Origin of the sequence: Paenibacillus campinasensis, assembly GCF_002272015.1 — a bacterium.
Taxonomy (GTDB): Bacteria; Bacillota; Bacilli; order Paenibacillales; family Paenibacillaceae; genus Paenibacillus_AQ; species Paenibacillus_AQ campinasensis.
Window position 1 is genome coordinate 16,996 of sequence record NZ_NPBY01000038.1, and the last position, 16,737, is coordinate 33,732.

General features: G+C 45.7%; 11 protein-coding genes and 1 CRISPR repeat array. Of the genes, 3 read left to right on the top strand and 8 right to left on the bottom strand.

What is annotated here, in order from left to right; genetic code table 11:
• Position 1: 1 nt before the first annotated feature.
• On the bottom strand, positions 2-715 hold the full coding sequence (gene cas5c / locus CHH67_RS12070) for a type I-C CRISPR-associated protein Cas5c (protein ID WP_095265440.1): 714 nt from the start codon (positions 713-715) through the stop codon (positions 2-4).
• A gap of 241 nt (positions 716-956) precedes the next feature.
• The gene (locus CHH67_RS12075) at positions 957-3,374 is read right to left on the bottom strand and encodes a CRISPR-associated helicase/endonuclease Cas3 (RefSeq protein WP_095265441.1); all 2,418 of its coding nucleotides are present in this window, start codon (positions 3,372-3,374) and stop codon (positions 957-959) included.
• Between the two features lie 339 nt (positions 3,375-3,713).
• Positions 3,714-4,622: direct repeats of the CRISPR family, unit length 32 nt; unit sequence ATTTCAATCCACGCACCCGTATAGAGTGCGAC.
• A gap of 251 nt (positions 4,623-4,873) precedes the next feature.
• Here CHH67_RS12075 and CHH67_RS12080 point away from each other — a divergent pair.
• Positions 4,874-7,732 carry a DEAD/DEAH box helicase family protein gene (locus CHH67_RS12080; protein WP_179292108.1) on the top strand — a complete coding sequence of 953 codons (2,859 nt, stop codon included), beginning with the start codon at positions 4,874-4,876 and terminating at the stop codon, positions 7,730-7,732.
• Between the two features lie 131 nt (positions 7,733-7,863).
• Here the strand turns inward: CHH67_RS12080 and CHH67_RS12085 are convergent, their stop codons facing one another.
• Positions 7,864-8,334: a DinB family protein gene (locus CHH67_RS12085; RefSeq protein WP_095265443.1), complete on the bottom strand. Its 471-nt coding sequence runs from the start codon at positions 8,332-8,334 to the stop codon at positions 7,864-7,866.
• A gap of 110 nt (positions 8,335-8,444) precedes the next feature.
• Entirely contained in the window at positions 8,445-8,993 is a 549-nt protein-coding gene (locus CHH67_RS12090; RefSeq protein WP_095265444.1) for a delta-aminolevulinic acid dehydratase, read from the bottom strand.
• 208 nt (positions 8,994-9,201) lie between these two features.
• On the opposite strand from CHH67_RS12090, the gene CHH67_RS12095 reads away from it, so the two are divergent.
• Entirely contained in the window at positions 9,202-9,981 is a 780-nt protein-coding gene (locus tag CHH67_RS12095) for a hypothetical protein (RefSeq protein ID WP_095265445.1), read from the top strand.
• 57 nt (positions 9,982-10,038) lie between these two features.
• Here the strand turns inward: CHH67_RS12095 and CHH67_RS12100 are convergent, their stop codons facing one another.
• The 3 genes from CHH67_RS12100 to CHH67_RS12110 all read right to left on the bottom strand — a co-directional run bounded on the left by CHH67_RS12100 (position 10,039) and on the right by CHH67_RS12110 (position 13,424).
• Positions 10,039-10,485, bottom strand: a complete 447-nt coding sequence (locus CHH67_RS12100) for a WapI family immunity protein (protein ID WP_095265446.1) — start codon at positions 10,483-10,485, stop codon at positions 10,039-10,041.
• Between the two features lie 374 nt (positions 10,486-10,859).
• Positions 10,860-12,656 carry a flagellin N-terminal helical domain-containing protein gene (locus tag CHH67_RS27050; protein ID WP_095265447.1) on the bottom strand — a complete coding sequence of 599 codons (1,797 nt, stop codon included), beginning with the start codon at positions 12,654-12,656 and terminating at the stop codon, positions 10,860-10,862.
• A gap of 198 nt (positions 12,657-12,854) precedes the next feature.
• A complete protein-coding gene (locus tag CHH67_RS12110; protein ID WP_176475464.1) occupies positions 12,855-13,424 on the bottom strand; it encodes a GNAT family N-acetyltransferase in 570 nt (189 codons plus the stop codon).
• A gap of 401 nt (positions 13,425-13,825) precedes the next feature.
• Here CHH67_RS12110 and CHH67_RS12115 point away from each other — a divergent pair, with 401 nt between their 5' ends.
• Positions 13,826-14,575 carry a class I SAM-dependent methyltransferase gene (locus CHH67_RS12115; protein ID WP_095265449.1) on the top strand — a complete coding sequence of 250 codons (750 nt, stop codon included), beginning with the start codon at positions 13,826-13,828 and terminating at the stop codon, positions 14,573-14,575.
• A gap of 351 nt (positions 14,576-14,926) precedes the next feature.
• Here the strand turns inward: CHH67_RS12115 and CHH67_RS12120 are convergent, their stop codons facing one another.
• Positions 14,927-16,459, bottom strand: coding sequence for a recombinase family protein (locus CHH67_RS12120; protein WP_218832017.1), 1,533 nt, complete (start codon positions 16,457-16,459; stop codon positions 14,927-14,929).
• Between the last annotated feature and the right edge of the window lie 278 nt (positions 16,460-16,737).

The window sequence follows — 16,737 nt, forward strand, 5'->3', positions numbered from 1 at the left end:
CTTATTCACCTCCTAAATCACGGAGCAGTTGTTCCGCTGACTCGATGTTATCTGAATTGAACGATTTGGGCTCCATCTCTCTAACGGGACGAACAATCGTGCACTCCTCCGGCTTTGGAAACTGGATATACCCTTTGTTCATCTCAACAGGCCATAGTCTTACCGAAAGTTCATTCCTTCCCGTTTCATCCGGATAATTGAACCCATGGACCATCGTTCCTAAATACTGCGTTCTTTCATCCGTATCGTAAAAACCCTCTCCACTACCAAATTCACAAGGCTGTACATATCCCTGGCATTCTCTAGTACCGAGGAAAATATCTCTGCGTCCACCCGCTTTCAACGAACGTTGGAGGATGCTGTAATGCTTCCCTTCATTGCGGTCAAAGGCGAGATCAGGCCGGTGTTCGTTAAAGACAAAGTGGGCCTTTACTTGATAACGGACATCCTTAAGATACGTATAATTAGCCAGCGTGTTCCCGCCCCCGTAATCAATTGGGCGTACACCTTTCGATTCCATCTGAATCGGATTCATTACACGCAGTTCGTCGATGATATACATGATAGTGGGTTTCCAGTATATGGACTCTAGTATGCCTTTAATTGCCTGGTAGGTAGGCACACTGTAAGATAACTTCTCACCTCCAATTCTGGTTAGAGGATCGGTGAAAAGAGCGTATTCGCCGAAAACTTCGAACTGGACTTCGTTTCTCATGGTTTGGATCACCTCCTTTAGGATTATTTTCATAGGAAAAATATCCCACTCATAGGTTACTGCGTTTTTTCTAGGTCGTCAATACTTTTTTTATTTCAATTTTCTCTTTAAATGAACTTCACAATGTAATGATGAAATTAAAACCGACTTCTGGTATAATTTCATCATTCGCTTTAATAAAGCGCGGATTGAAATATTTATAGGGAAAATTGGAAACCTGTCTTATTATGAAGACAGGTTTTTAAACTATCAATTCATCCATTCCTCCTTCCCCCTTCAAATCCACACCGTAATTATCACTGTACCAGTTCTCTTTCACCTCATAAATCATACCGTCCAAGTGCTCTACAATTGCGTTACTCTCTCTTAATTGCTTCAGCTCATGTGAATACAGGTTCACCGTATATTGTTGGGCTTGTTTCAAAAACTTGCTAACATCTTCAAGCCATGCTCCGCTGTTCAATTGCGCAATCAGTTCTTTACCTCCTCCATAAGGCACGAGGACGGAAGTCGTTTTTTGATCAATGACCTGAAAATGCTCCGCTGCCGTTTTGTAACTCCCATTTAACAACAAAGGAAAGCTTGTCCCATGTTTCTTTTGATAGTGAGTCACATAATCGTTTTCCGGTGAAAGAGACATCAAGAGCTTGGTCATCTCTTTGTCTACTTCCGAAACGAAATAATTTAAATTAGCCTCCATTTTATGATAGTAGTATAGGAAATATTCGGTCATCGCTTTTGGTGACAGCAGGCTTCCCTCATATTTGTCAGCTTTCTTCTTAAATATTGCGAGTACGTTGCTGGACGTATCTTTCCCAACTTTAATCTCCTTCAGCTTCGAAAGTGCTTCCTCCGCATGATCAATAATGTATACATTCTGCGATTCGTCTTCTCCATGACGGTTACAGCGGCCAGCTGCCTGGGCAATAGAGTCCAGTCCAGCAAGAGAGCGAATGACACATTTAAAACTGACATCGACACCGGCTTCTATTAATTGCGTGGTTACACAGATAAACGGAACCTGATCTTCCAGCAAATCTCGAATTTCCTTGAGCTTCTCTTTCCGGTGTGCCGCGCACATCGACGTACTCAGATGATAGACAGGCAGGGGCCCTCCCTGTAGCCTTTCATATAAATCTTTAACAACGCTTTTTGTATTTAGAATGACAAGAGTGCTTCCCCACTCATGAATCTCTGCATTAATCCAATCCGCCAAATCTCCAGTGGTCATAGACTTATCCGTTTTATCCACAAGTTCGACCCGTTTAAAAGCCTTCGACACCTCAGAAAGATTCGGCACAATCTCCCCATCCCGGTTCTTTAAGAGGCTGTGTTGCACCTTCTCTAAGGTCGGTTGGGTGGCAGTACATAGTAGAATGCTGCAATGGGCATCTTGCTTCAGAAAGTTCAATGCTTCGTTAAACAGAGAAATACAGTGAATAGGAACCTTTTGCACTTCATCAAAGACAATCACCGAATGACTCAAATTATGAAGACGTCGCGTATTGCGGTTGCCTTTGGCATAAAAAACATTGAGGAATTGGACAAGGGTTGTAAAAATGATCGGACTGTCCCAATTGTCGCGAGCAAGCTTAAGTTTCTCTTTATTCGTAATAAGCCCGTCATCTGCTTCATCACTATCTCCCTTACCCTCCTGCTCTTCCTCGATAATATTGGAATGGTGTTCTAAAATATGTTCGTTATCCTTTAAAATCTTTCGGACCTCACCCGCATTTTGCTCGATGATTGTGGTGTACGGGACGACATAAATGATCCGCTGCTTATCGTACTTGAGAGCATGTCTAAGCGCATATCGAAGACTGGCAAGTGTCTTCCCTCCCCCCGTGGGGATGGATAATGTATAAATGCCGGATGGGCGTTCGACAGCAAACACATCACACTGTTCCGACATTTGGGCTCTCAATACGTTGATCGGTTCGCTTGCATTACTTTTTTCTTTGAAAGTGGCAAGATGACCCATTAAACGACGGTAGTAGGCGTCAAACAAAAGAAGATGCTGTGTGGGCTCTCCAGCCTCATCCTGTTCTTCAAAACATCGCGTGTCAGTTCGATCAGCATCAATTAAACAGCTGAAGATGTATTTTGTAACAAAAAAGCTTTGTATCGGACTATGGTCAGTGAACAGTTTGAGTTCATCCACAGCAGCATTCATATAGTCGATGAACTCTTCTTTGGAGATGGTGTCCATAAAAAAACGGTCAATAGCCAATTCGTACTCAGGAAGCGTCTTATCTTGCACTCGTCTTAAGTAATCGGATTCGATGTCAGGTGAGAGATAGTCTTGGAGGTTGGAGTGATGCGAGATGATGGCATTGCTGACGATTTCGGCCAGTAACTTTTCATAGAAGGAACTTTCTTTATGGTGGAGTAGATCAAACAGCAGTCTGCCTCCAGCTGTAGAATGATCGACCTCACCACGCTTCGGCTGGGGCAATTCAGGGTGAAAGGCAACGATGTCTATGTATTCTTGGAACTTATCACTATACTTTCCCAGATCATGGAGCAGCCCGGCTAACCCAGCGACATGTTTCAGGCCCAGCTTTTCCCCGAACTGTTCCGCCAGCCGTTGTACTCCAAGCAGGTGCTTGTTTATTGGTTGAATTTCTTTATCGAGTTCTCGAACGTGTGCAATATACATTAAGCACATCTCCTCGCGAAATGACATAACAATTAGTTACATTTTACCATATAATTCGCCAGATTTCACCAATAAATAGGTAAAAAGATAGATCTATCCCTCTGACTTAGCCACCTTGTAATTATTCTCTCTGAAAAACTGACGTGTTAGCACTACTATTAATGTAGTTTTACGAAAATCACAAAAAAGCAACCTTTTGGGTTGCATGGAGATAAGAATTTGCGACTTACAAAATGTTCACCAGGCACGATTTCATTCGGACAATGCGGGTAATTTTAATCCAAGCACTTACATAGAGTGCAACACTAATGCGGATGCCACTCGACCCAAATACTATCAATTTCAATCCACGCACTTATATAGAGTGCGACTGCATCAATTGCTCAATATCCTTCCTTTGCACAATATTTCAATCCACGCACCCGTATAGAGTGCGACATGCTGCTGTACCTGATGCAATGCCAGCAGCACCAATTTCAATCCACGCACCCGTATAGAGTGCGACTGAGTCCTGTACAACTTGATTTATTTGATCTTGAGATTTCAATCCACGCACCCGTATAGAGTGCGACACGCTGAATGAAATGCTGACCTTTGTCCGCAATATTTCAATCCACGCACCCGTATAGAGTGCGACGCCCCAAATTCGATGAATCACGATCTCTCGATTTCTTCATTTCAATCCACGCACCCGTATAGAGTGCGACTCTGACTTTGAAATACCGGCAGCAGGATCAGGAGTAACATTTCAATCCACGCACCCGTATAGAGTGCGACACGGATGATAAACAGCAGCCATATCACAGCTAGATTTCAATCCACGCACCCGTATAGAGTGCGACGTTGTCATCTTCCCATGCGATCTTGTTGAGGGCATCATTTCAATCCACGCACCCGTATAGAGTGCGACCTGCCGGATATGCGCGCTTTCTACGTTAACGTCACGATTTCAATCCACGCACCCGTATAGAGTGCGACTATCATGCCGCGCGTGCTGGCCGAATTGGAGACGCATTTCAATCCACGCACCCGTATAGAGTGCGACATGGAGGTAGAGTCAGCGTACTCAGCGTGCGGAATTTCAATCCACGCACCCGTATAGAGTGCGACCCGGCGGGAATTACGAGATTGTTGTGCCTGCAAAACAATTTCAATCCACGCACCCGTATAGAGTGCGACTCTTGCGCCAACAAGCGATATTCAACACGAACGCACCATTTCAATCCACGCACCCGTATAGAGTGCGACAGCACACCTTATAACCCATTGTTGTACAAGGCTTTATAAGTTCAAAAGTGCGAACCTCCTTTTTAGCATACTATAACCTCCCCCTATTTTCTACCAAATCGGCTGAACCCCTTGCGGGACGCGGGGTGCGAACCTCCCAGGGATTTCATGTGCGCTTGGGGTTCGCACCAGGGAAGCTGGTATTCCTCAACATGATAGGCTGCATTCTGGTAAAATGTAAACAGCATACCCACCATAGAAAGGATGCCATTATGAAATCATTCCCAGCAAATCTCGCTTTTATCTATCCCTGGAGAAGCTATCAGCAGAAGGTGCTGGACCAGCTTGACCGCTATTTGAGCAATCGTCATTTTCATCTTGTGGCACCTCCGGGATCAGGCAAAACCGTGGTTGGACTCGAAATCATAAGGCGGCTGAATAAGCCAACATTAATTCTAGCACCGACGATCACCATTAAGGAGCAATGGATTGACCGGTTAGTGAAGCTGTTTATGCAGGAGCAGGAAACGCCGGATTGGATTTCCGGTGATTTGCGCAATCCTAAATTCCTGACAGTCACCACGTATCAAGCTCTTCACAGCCTGGTTTCGCAGAACGGCTCAACTGGAGACGAGGACGGGTTCGAGTATGACGTAACCGGAGTGGACAGTGTGGAGGGAGAAATGGATGAACTCCTCGATGAGCAGCTGCCCGAGGAGGACATGTCTGAAGAAGGCGGCCATTCATCCATCGAACATGGCGGCGAAACAGCTGGAAGCGCATCAGTGGACTGGCCGAATTCTCCAGCGGAAGCTTCATCGGTATCCGGCAGGGCGGTTGATATAGAGGCTGTCTTGAGGCAGGTTGGTTATGAAACCCTTGTGCTCGATGAAGCCCACCATCTGCGTGCTGAGTGGTGGCGAAGCACCATGGCTTTCCGCGATCGGCTCACGCGCCCTAATCTGGTTGCATTGACCGCCACTCCGCCTTACGATGTGTCCCCTGCCGAGTGGCAGAAGTATATCGAATTGTGCGGCCCAATTGACCTAGAGATTAGCGTGCCCGAGCTGGTTCGTGAAGGGGATCTATGCCCCCATCAGGATTATATTTATTTCTCTTCACCTGCTGCAGAAGAGCGAAAGCGAATCCATGCTTTCCAGCGAGAAGCCCATGCGGTTCGGAGCAAGCTTCTGGAGAATTCCGCGTTCCTGCGGATGGTAGAGCAGCACCCGTGGGTTCGATCGACCACCGACCATATGGAAGCCATTTTATCGCGACCGGGCTATTTTTCGAGTATCGTTATTTTTCTAAAAGAAGCGGGAAGTTCGCAGTGGAAGCCACTGCTCCACGTTCTGGGCGCAGACCCGAAATCGATCCCGAGTCTGACTCTGGAATGGCTGGAAGAGCTGCTGAACGGCGTTATATTCCAGGACAACCTGATATCCAAGCGACAAGAAGACCAGGAAGTCATCCAAGAAATTCGGACGTGGCTGCAGCGCATGGGCGCCGTGGAGAGAAGGAAGGTATATCTGCAATCGAACCGGAAGCTGGACCGCCTGCTTGTGGGCAGTGTCTCCAAGCTGCAGAGCATTCAGGACATTGTTCAGTTTGAACGACAGAACCTGCATGAAGAGCTGCGGATGGTGGTGCTGACCGACTATATCCGGCTTCCGGATCTTCCTACAAGCGCAGATGATGAGAAGCCGCTGAATCGACTGGGCGTCATTCCGATATTTGAGAAGCTCAGGCGCGGCCAAACACCGGACCTCAGGTTAGGTGTGTTAACCGGCTCCATCGTCATTCTCCCAACAAGTGCTTTGCCGGTATTGGATGTCATATGGCAAGAGAGAGGCGCTCCGGGAACATACACGCATCACCAGCTGCCGCATGACCCTAATTACGCCGTGCTCCGCTTGCAGGGGAAAACGAACCAGCTCACAGTCAGCATGATAACCGAGCTGTTCAGCCGCGGGGAGATCCATGTCTTGACCGGAACAACTGCGCTGCTGGGTGAGGGCTGGGATGCCCCTTGCATTAACTCCTTGATTCTGGCCTCTTATGTCGGCAGCTTCATGCTGTCCAACCAGATGAGAGGAAGAGCGATCCGGACCCAGCCGGGGAACCCCGGCAAAACATCCACCATCTGGCACCTGGTCTGCACCGAACCCCGGCTGCATGGCCAGGAGTACGATTATGATATGAACACCCTGGCCCGCAGATTCAAGACATTTGTTGGACTGTCGAATAAAGGAAATGCCATCGAGAACGGCATAGACCGAATGGCACTGGAGCCGCCGCCTTTTCAAGAGGACAGCATCCAGCGAATGAACGACATCATGCTGACACTTGCGGGAGAACGTAAGCACCTACAAGAGCGTTGGGATCGCGCGATAGCCCGTGGTCAGAATGGAAGAATGGTTGAGGAGATCAGGATGGAAGCCGAGGTGATGCCGAAGCCTTTTGTATGGATAAACACGCTGCGAGCGCTGCTTATTCAGGCAGGATTGATCGGAGTGGTGACCTTTTCCCGGCTGTTAAGTGGAATCAACGGTGGGGTCCAGGGGTCGTCCAAAGCCTTTCTCGGTTTCATCACATTTGCAGCCATCATTGGTATATTAGCGGCGCTGCCTTATACATTCAAAGCAATCCGCCTGTTTATCCGCAACGGGACGGTCGAGGACAACATGAAGCATGTTGGAGAGGCTCTGCTCCTCACTCTGACCCAGATAAACCTGATAAAGACCCGGAAAGAAGTGACCGTACAGACAGACCGTGATTCTAACGGCTACGTATACTGCTGGCTTGAGGGCGGGACCACCTATGAGCAGACTCTGTTTCTGGATGCGGTCCGGGAGCTGTTCGATCCGATTGAGAACCCGCGTTATCTGCTGCTTCGCAAGTCCAAGCTCGGCCCGATTAACCGGGAGGATTATCATGCAGTACCGCAATGGATTGGACGCAACAAGGAGAATGCCGAATTGTTCTGCCGGCAATGGAACCTTCTCGTAGGCCAGGCCGAGGTGAGGTTCACTCGTAACCTGGAGGGCAGGCAGCTGCTGCTCAACGCCCGAATGAAGTCCATGTCCTCCTCCTTCGTTCACAGAACCGAGCGGTTGAGTGCGTGGAGATAATCTGACCTCATGAAGCATATACAATAAACAAGAGCCTTTCTCCCACTTCTGGAGGTGAAAGGCTCTATATATCGTTGTGAATAGATGTTCATCGTATGTATAACCCAGGTAAGGATACGGCCATTATGCCATTAGACTTGCCTCTCCTGCTTTAAAAAAGCTTCGACCTGCTGTCTATGATGCGCATCATGATGAATGAAGATGTCTACAAATCTCTTATATGTATACTCTTCGTTGTCGATGGTTAGTTTCAAGTCATCCTCGTATCTTTCCTCTAATAATTCAAGCAGCTTCTTGCGCGTCTCCACCACGTCGTCAATGAGGTTCTCTAGACAATCGTAGGACTGCGCCACGACCTCAGCTTCCCGATTATGCTCCTCGATATCAACGAATAACAACACCGCCCCCTCGTCCATGCGGGGAACCATCACTTCCAGGCTATTCTTATCCCAGTGCATGATGTGGGTTAGAATCTCCCGAAGCGACCACTTGCCTTCGGCTATCGGCTTCCGCCATACGTCTTCAGCCGATTGCTTAAGACTCTCGACCCAAGGTACAAAGCTTGAGAACTCGTCCAATACTTCCTTCTTCTTAACAGCCATACACAACGCCTCCGCGATCCATATTCTCCCACCTATCATTAGCATACTATAATATCCCATATAAAAGCAAACAAATGTTCCTATTTAGAACTAAAATATGAGCGCCATGTTCATTGATACAATCGATACATCGACATATCCTCGTCCACCGCACGGGCCAAATGGAAGGCTTCTTTTATATCCTTCTTGTGGTGAATCATTTCATAGAAGAAGCGAATGACAAACATAAGCGCCATGCTCCCATCCGGATAATCATCCGGGCCGATATAAGCTAGGCACCCGGACTCCATAAACGCCTTGGCTGTTGCCGGGTCTCCCAGTGTGCAGCCGCTGGCGATCACAGTTTTTCCATGAAGCATGGCAAATCGCTTGATTTCACCAGGTCCAAAATCTCCGTGCGGTTCCCCGTCTTCATAGATACTTTCGTCCAATTCGGGCATGATCAATTTCCCCTCGTCACCATGAAAATTGAGGAGAATCATATCGGTATCCGGATAGAGGTCTTCACCCGTCAATACCGAAATCAAATCATGGGGCCTTCCCACCCAATATGTAAATACTCTGGCTCCAAAATACTCCAGCGAAGCACGAACCGCCTGGGTTTCCATATCACAATCCGGCCCGCACACGAGAGCCACGTTCATTTCCGGTCTGCCCATCTATGATCCTTCCCCTTTTCTATAGAATCAGAAGCCGAAAAGATATATTTGTGAATATTCAATGGTGGATTCCTTCGCCATCCCAATGCGCACGCACTGTTCAAGAACGCCGCTCACATATCATGCTAGATTATAGAGGAGAATCCGTTCGTTTGGCGAATAATTCCAAAGAACTATTTCAATCAGGACTAAGGAGCGAGAAATAGCTATGTGGGCGGATTTGGCTGCATTCATTAAAGCGAATACGACAGAGACCCTTTTAATTTCAATTATCGGTACAATTCTTGTCTGGATGTATAAACAGTTCAAATCGATGATTGACAGCAAGGAGCAGGACAAACTCAGAACTGTACAGTTGAAGCTGGGACTATTTACGAAACTTGAGACAAGCATCGCTAGCACATTGCATCTGAATAATGAACAGAGCAGACAGCACATGTTCACCTTGATCGGAGAATGCGGACCTTACCTATCTGATATGCAGCGCACCATCATCCGAGATTACTACAAGGCGTTCGACTCAGCCGTTCTCAGCTCTCTCCAAGCATTAATCGTGAACGAAGTGGACAAGCTCAAACGCCAGTTGGATATCATCATCGATGACCAAGAAGGCGCGGATATGATCAACTATATCAGAAGATTGTGCGCCCCATTTTGGCCTATAATTTTATCTATTGCACTCATAATAATGATTTGGATCATTGCTATGGTTTGGAGTCAGGGTGATAACTTATGGATAAGATTAAACTATTTAGCCTTGGGAATAACACTGTTGGTTTCAACAACGTTTATTATCAGCATGCTCTCTCTATTGAAAACTGACAATGTAAGGCAAGGGGCTAAACGTTGGTTGGTTATCATAGCGGGTATTATTTCTCCCGCATTGTTTATTTTCATTGATCTCTCTCTGATCCCACTTCTCATACAAATCGCAATGTTTGTCTATCTATCACGCAGCAAACGGCCAATCGAAATTATCAGACCGTGAGAGGCAAGGAGGAGCACTGCCCCTGCATTCCATAAGCGGGGATAGCCAAGTCCATCCCTATCCTCCCCGCTTCCCCTCCATCCCGCCATACTGCCGCACAATCTGTTCCATATCCTCCAGGGCAGATATCATATAGCTCTGGTCGCTCTCCATTTCAAACAGCAATTCATTGTCCTGATCAGGACGCTCCTTGAACCTGCCCGTGATGAGCACCTGCCCTTGGGCATTAAAGGTCAATTTCATCTCCAGGCTGACATCATAATTGGTAAACTCCACTTCACCGCCCAGGCGCTGATAGCAAGCTTTTAACTGATCATAGAAGAGGGAGATCTCTCCGGTCGTGACGTACATTTCCCCTTTCACCGAATATTTCCCGCTCTTAATCTCCACGCTGGCCTTGGCGTCATATCCACCAAAATGGCTGGTCGCTTCAGGGAAGCCATACACTTCTTCCAGCTGAATCTCAATATGCCCCTGTTTTGCTGCTATACGAAATCCGTTCATCGTCTCCACCTCTATTCATGACCGTATTTCATTCATTATACGAAAAAAGCAGCGTCCTTGAACAATGCCAGCCGGCGTTCCTGCCAACGAACCGGCGTTGTTAGGACAGCAACAACGAAGCAGATGGGCAGAGAGCGGAAAGTGACCAAAGAGGGTAGAGGAGGGTACGTGGCGGAGGATAAAAAAAACGCTCTGCATGCGCAAGGATGCGCAAGCAAAGCGTGCTTCGGTGGTTCTCAGTTGGGTTCAACTTTCAATAGGTTTAGTGGCAGAGCCATCTATAAGCTCTTACAACAATAGGTGCACCAGAAGTTCTTGGTTGACCTTAAGAGTGCCCATCGCCTCTCCTTTATGTATATGGGACGAATGTAAGATTAAGATTTCAATAACTGGAGGACCGCTTGGGGATGCTGATTGGCCTGTGCCAACATCGCTTGAGCCGATTGAGTTAACAGGTTTGTTTTCGTCAGACTTGTCATTTCTTTAGCCATGTCTGCATCTCGTATGCGAGATTCGGCTGCTGTCATATTAAGAGCCACATTTCCCACATTATTCATCGTGTGTTCCAAACGATTTTGCATAGCACCATACAACCCTCTATAATTTAAAATCCTTTCAATCGCTCCATCTGCTTGAGCTAATGCTTTCTCTGGTATGGCAGGTGGAGATACGCCCAAGTCTGCAATCCCCAATTTTTGCGAACTCACATTAAATAGAGGGATTGAGATTACTTCACCTTCATTAGCCCCGGCTTGGATGTCAAGCGTTTTAGTCGTGTAGTCAATATCTGTGATGTCCGTTAAGACCGTAGTTTCAATTTGCTGCGTCACAACAGTTTCTCGCGTTCGTTCAAACACATCAACATTCAGCGAGAACGGGCCGTAATGGAATCCAAGTGTTATACTTCCACCTTGAGGGACGGACAGATCCCAATCAAAATTAATTCTAGGCTGTCCTGATGTCGGATTGTCTACGCTAATTTCTGTTGGCGGGAGCCCAAGCGCATCATTAAATATGATGTCAGCATTAGCATCCGTACCCGTCATATGAAACGTGCTTGGCGGGGTTGTAATCTGAGTTCCAGAAGCTATAGGATTTCCACCACCATCGGTAATCGTCGAATTCGAAGGAGGGTTAACCATATTCTGAAGTTTAATATTGGCATCAGACGAATCTCCATTAGTTATCACATAAGTAATCTCCATGGAATTGTCAGCTGTTACTGTCCTATACCTCGTAATCGATATATCAGTGTTGGGAAACCGCATAAAATCCCAGGCCGGAACAGTACCCGGGTTACTACGAGAAGTATATATTAATTCTCTCGAATTTCCGTTCACTTCAATATATTCGAGCAGCGAACCATAGGCATTTCCAAACCCTTTCGGTCCGAAAATAGTATCATTCCTTCCTACCGAGTAAATGATTTGGTTTTTTTCAAATTCCGGATCGTCTGTAGGGGTCAATGTTTCATACACACTGACATTGGTATCTGTCTTCGTCGTTGTTAGAATATCAACGTTGCGCTCATTATATCCTTCTCTTCCATCCGGCAAAACGATGGATGCTGTACTATTTGTATTCGAGTAAGAATGGTTAGTATCCGTTGTGTCAGTGCTTCTTACTAAATGCCTTTCTTCCGGGAGGGTGCCTTTTGGTTTGTATTCCACAATGGTCTGTACCGAGGTTGCTGGCGACGGGTTACTCACTGATACATCAATATTGCTGCTTGAACGATCAGCGAATATGACATGGTCGACCGACAACAAACCTATCGTATTAAACTGCGTTTTTTCAGAGATACTGTTAATTTCCTCCGTCAGCTGACGGAGCTCTTGATCAATCTTCTGTCGATCGTTATCGGTAAGTGTATCATTTAAGCCACGAACTATTAATTCTCGCTGTCTTTTTATAATATCCGTGATTTCTTGTAATCCGCCTTCCGCTGTTTGAATTAAGGAGATACCATCCTGAATATTTCTCTCCGCTTGATTCAATCCACGAATTTGAGACCTCATCTTTTCGGATATCGCCAAGCCTGCCGCATCATCTGCGGCTTTATTGATACGTCGTCCGGAAGATAATTTCGCTAATGAATTGGATGTCGATCTATGATTCTGGTTTAACCTATGTAAAGTATTAAGTGCAGGAAGGTTATGTGAAATTCTCATTTTCCACCGCCTGTAGTCATATAACACAATTGTACTTTTTCTTTATTAGTAGATTATACCATCGAATAATTATTATGACGATAACACGAACGATATAAGCTGCATAAAATAGAATTTATATCGCGCTCAGCTACGCTCAATAACTTTATATCCTGCTCCAACAATTCGATTAGCATGGGCGTCACAATGGTCCCCAAGCTATTCGTTTAGCACCTTCTCCATCTTATAAAAGCCGTCCAGCCCATACTTGTGGTATTTCTTCGGGAGCTCGACTTGATCCGTCTGACGTAACCCGAACTTTTCATATATCCTCTTCGCCTCACGATTCTGAAACTCCACGGTTAATACCAGCTTATGATATCCCGCTTCTCTGGCCAGCTCCTCCGCTTTCCTTAGCAATTCTACCCCGAAGCCTCTGCCTCTGCACTCCTCGAACACAGCCAGGTTGGAGATATAATATTCGTCCTCCTTATTCATGACGGTCAAATACTTTTGCAGTCCGGAACGAAACATCATTTTGATGGCATTGGTAAAGCCAGCTGTCTGAAACAGCTCTCTCCCGTATTTCATCATGTTTTTGTCCATCTGCTCCATATCTATAGTAGGCACAGAGAGAAGTAGTCCGCATACCTTCTCATTCTCGATCTTCACAAGCATATTCTCACGGCTGAACAGGACATCCGGCTTGGTATAGAACACCTCGATGCAGTTATAAATCTCAGGCTCTCTAACGATAAAAAAATAACGGAAGATATTCTTTCCGGACATATACAAAAGCTTGATACACTCCGCATGCTCATCTGCCGTTGGTTTACGAATCATCATGATCCACTCCCTTTCCGCGGGTTCACTTAACCCATCTTGGCCAACATGATATCGATATAGATAACGTATGTTGAGGTATGCCTAAACAGCACGTAACATTGCCACATCTCTGTCCAAACTGCTTTTACTGAGTTGAGTGAGCAGCTCTCTTCGAACTATAATGGAATCAATCTTTCAAATGAGGTGTCGTGGATGACTTTCCGTATCGTTCGAGATATTTAGCTTTCGGGCTGGACAAAACGCGTACCAGCCATCAAGGGAGAAGTCTGCCCTTTTGATCTCATGAAGCTAAAGCATTGCATGATACAGTCCCTATTTTATCCTCATTGAAAGGTGGAGTAAAATTGAATCCATCGGATTACAGAACGTTTTATGATAAAGTCGGCAGGAGGAATGGCTGGGATTTCAGCCGAGTGAAATGCGTAACGGAAGATGCACCTTGGGATTTGTACCGAGAAGTCACAAATGTCTGCAAGAAATCGGACATATTGCTGGACATTGGCACTGGCGGCGGGGAAGCGATCTTATCCATTGCTGAATCCGCATGGCTGCTCATCGGGATTGACCGATCAGCTGGCATGATTGAAAAGGCAACTAGAAATGTTGCGAAATCAGGCAAATCGAACGTCCGCTTCTTCAAGATGGACGCAGAGCATCTGGAATTTCCGCATCGCTTTTTTGATATTGTCTCCTGCAGACATTCAGAATTTTCCGCGACAGAGGTCGCTAAGGTTATAGTGAACGGCGGTACATTCCTAACCCAGCAAGTAAGCGAAAACGATAAAATCAATATTAAAGAAGCGTTCGGCAGAGGCCAGGCATGGGGAACCACACCCGGCACATTAAAACAAACCTATCTGGATGCGCTAAGTAGAGCCGGGTTTAGCGACATTCAGTCGTTTGAATATAACGTGAATGAATATTACCAAACGGCTGAAGACCTGATATTTTTACTAAAGCATACACCCATCATTCCTGGCTTTGGACAGACTGAGGCTGATTTTCACATCCTCCAACAGTTTATAAAGGAGAATCAGACCGAGAAGGGGATTAAGACCAATTCGCATCGTTTCTTAATAAGAGCGAAGCTATAGCGGTTGGGAGGGGGGCCGTAAGGATGCTCGATATTATCGAGTGTCCTTTCTTGTTCTTGTAATAGTGTAGTGGACGTCCTTCTTACTGCATGGAGAAAGGGAAAGCAGAACCTGATATTTCTTTACTATCAGACTCTTAATGGAACATAAAAAAGACGGCTTATAAAGCCGTCCTCCAACCTGTCTTATAAAATGCGGGACTCACCCGCTTCATTGCTTTTTACACGTCAGTATACCTCAATTATCTGTCATTCCTAACCAACAACACCACACACTCCACATGTGTCGGGTGCCGAGTGTAGCGCAATACTTTAAAATATTACCGCCCGATAAACGAGCGGTTTATTTACATTAATTCACATCAGTCATTAGTTCATTAAGAATTTTTGACGTGCCCGCGAAACGATAATACAATTTAACATTCCCGTCCGCAGTAACTTCGATTTTCTCAATAAATCGATTGATCACTTCGCGATTGATCTCTTGAAATTCCAAGGAACTTGCTACAATTCCTTTAATTTTGCCCAACACATCGACGTCTACCGATGCAGAAATTGCAGAATCAAGCTTTTCTTTATTATGCAATAACTTTTGAATTTCTGCATCTTGTGCCGCTATGTAATCGTCATAGTCAGATTTGGTGATTGACTCCTCGAGGTACTTTGAAAGAGCCTTACTCTTCAGGTTTTTGATATTTTCAATTTTTCCTGCGCATGCTTTCAGCTCTTTCTCAAGTTTGCTCTTTGCCTTAACGAACTTATCCTTTACAGTATTATAAAACGATTGATCATCCAATAGCTTGGAAAGTCTTTGCAAGTCCCATCTGATAATTGCAACCAGTGCATCTTCCCTTATGCGGTGTTTGGAACAAGCTTTATCGCCCAGCTTGTCACTCCGACCACATATGTAGCATGCGCCGTTCCGCTTATAGTGAAAGCCGCTACCGCAATCCGGGCAAAAGATTACCCCTGTAAAGAGATGCACATTCTGATGCGGTCTGCTGCATACATCAGGGTTGTCGATGGACTTCTTTCGATTGAAGGCGATTAATTGCTGCACGGATTCGAATACCTCTCCTGAAATGATTGATTCATGCGTGTTTTTTACAACAATAAACTCCGTTTTCGGCTTTTCCTTGCGGGATTTATTTGTAACACTGATCGTACTTTGTCGACCCTGTACCATATCCCCTGTATAATGCGGATTCTCAAGAATTTTACGAACTGATGAACCGTGCCAATAAATCGTTTGATTTTTCTTACCCGCAATCATTGAAGGAGTCGGAACCCCTTCTTCAAATAACTCTCGGGCAATGGCATCAAAGCCTTTCCCCCCAAGGTAGCTCTGGAAAATACGCTCCACTATCTCAGAAGAGCCATCGTCACTAACATACAACCTTCCTTCCCGTACTACATAGCCGTATGGAGGATTTGAGCCTTTGTAAAGCCCCTTTTTTGCCTTGGTCTCCAGAGCCATTTTAATCCGTTCACTAGTACGCTGTGCCTCTTGTTCATATATCCAAGCGAACAAACCGAACATATGAGTATTTCCAGTGGTAGTATCAATAGCTCCGTCCAAGGTGACTAGATGAATTCCATGTTTTTCAATGACTTCTTTAATCTCCAGCGCCAGCCGCTGATTCCGAGCGAGCCGGGACAATTCTTTAGCCAAGATAATGTCGAACTTTTTCGCCTTTGCATCGGCAATAAGGCGATTCATCTCTTTGCGGCTAAATTTTGTTCCCGTTTCAGTCTCAGTGTATATTTCGGCGATATCCCACCCCTTTGACTGAACGTAGTCTTCGAAGAAATCCTTTTGGTTCTGCAATGAATTTTCTTGCACTTCTTTCAGTGTTGAGACACGTCTGACAATTGCTGCCCTCAATGCTGACTACCCCCTCTAACAGGAATAGCCACATTTACCTGTTCGTCATGATAACTTGAGTTTGCGTACTTTTCCACTGTTTCTTCAATTATACTTTTGATGATACCCTCGAAAGTGATAGAACCCGTTGAACAAAAATGCCGCTCCACAGATAGTTTGCTAAAATTGTTATTTCTCTTTTGCATTGCTCTCACCTCGTATCGGATTCGCGCACATTGCGTGCTGCGTGACCGATATAAGTGGCGTCTAATTTCAACTCCGCAAAAGTATCTCAACTC

Coding starts and splice junctions, on each gene's coding strand:
- CHH67_RS12100 (WP_095265446.1), bottom strand. CDS start 10,485: ATGAACGGATTTCGTATAGCAGCAAAACAGGGGCATATTGAGATTCAG.
- CHH67_RS12085 (WP_095265443.1), bottom strand. CDS start 8,334: ATGGCTGTTAAGAAGAAGGAAGTATTGGACGAGTTCTCAAGCTTTGTA.
- cas5c (WP_095265440.1), bottom strand. CDS start 715: ATGAGAAACGAAGTCCAGTTCGAAGTTTTCGGCGAATACGCTCTTTTC.
- CHH67_RS12075 (WP_095265441.1), bottom strand. CDS start 3,374: ATGTATATTGCACACGTTCGAGAACTCGATAAAGAAATTCAACCAATA.
- CHH67_RS12080 (WP_179292108.1), top strand. CDS start 4,874: ATGAAATCATTCCCAGCAAATCTCGCTTTTATCTATCCCTGGAGAAGC.
- CHH67_RS12095 (WP_095265445.1), top strand. CDS start 9,202: ATGTGGGCGGATTTGGCTGCATTCATTAAAGCGAATACGACAGAGACC.
- CHH67_RS12110 (WP_176475464.1), bottom strand. CDS start 13,424: ATGTCCGGAAAGAATATCTTCCGTTATTTTTTTATCGTTAGAGAGCCT.
- CHH67_RS27050 (WP_095265447.1), bottom strand. CDS start 12,656: ATGAGAATTTCACATAACCTTCCTGCACTTAATACTTTACATAGGTTA.
- CHH67_RS12090 (WP_095265444.1), bottom strand. CDS start 8,993: ATGGGCAGACCGGAAATGAACGTGGCTCTCGTGTGCGGGCCGGATTGT.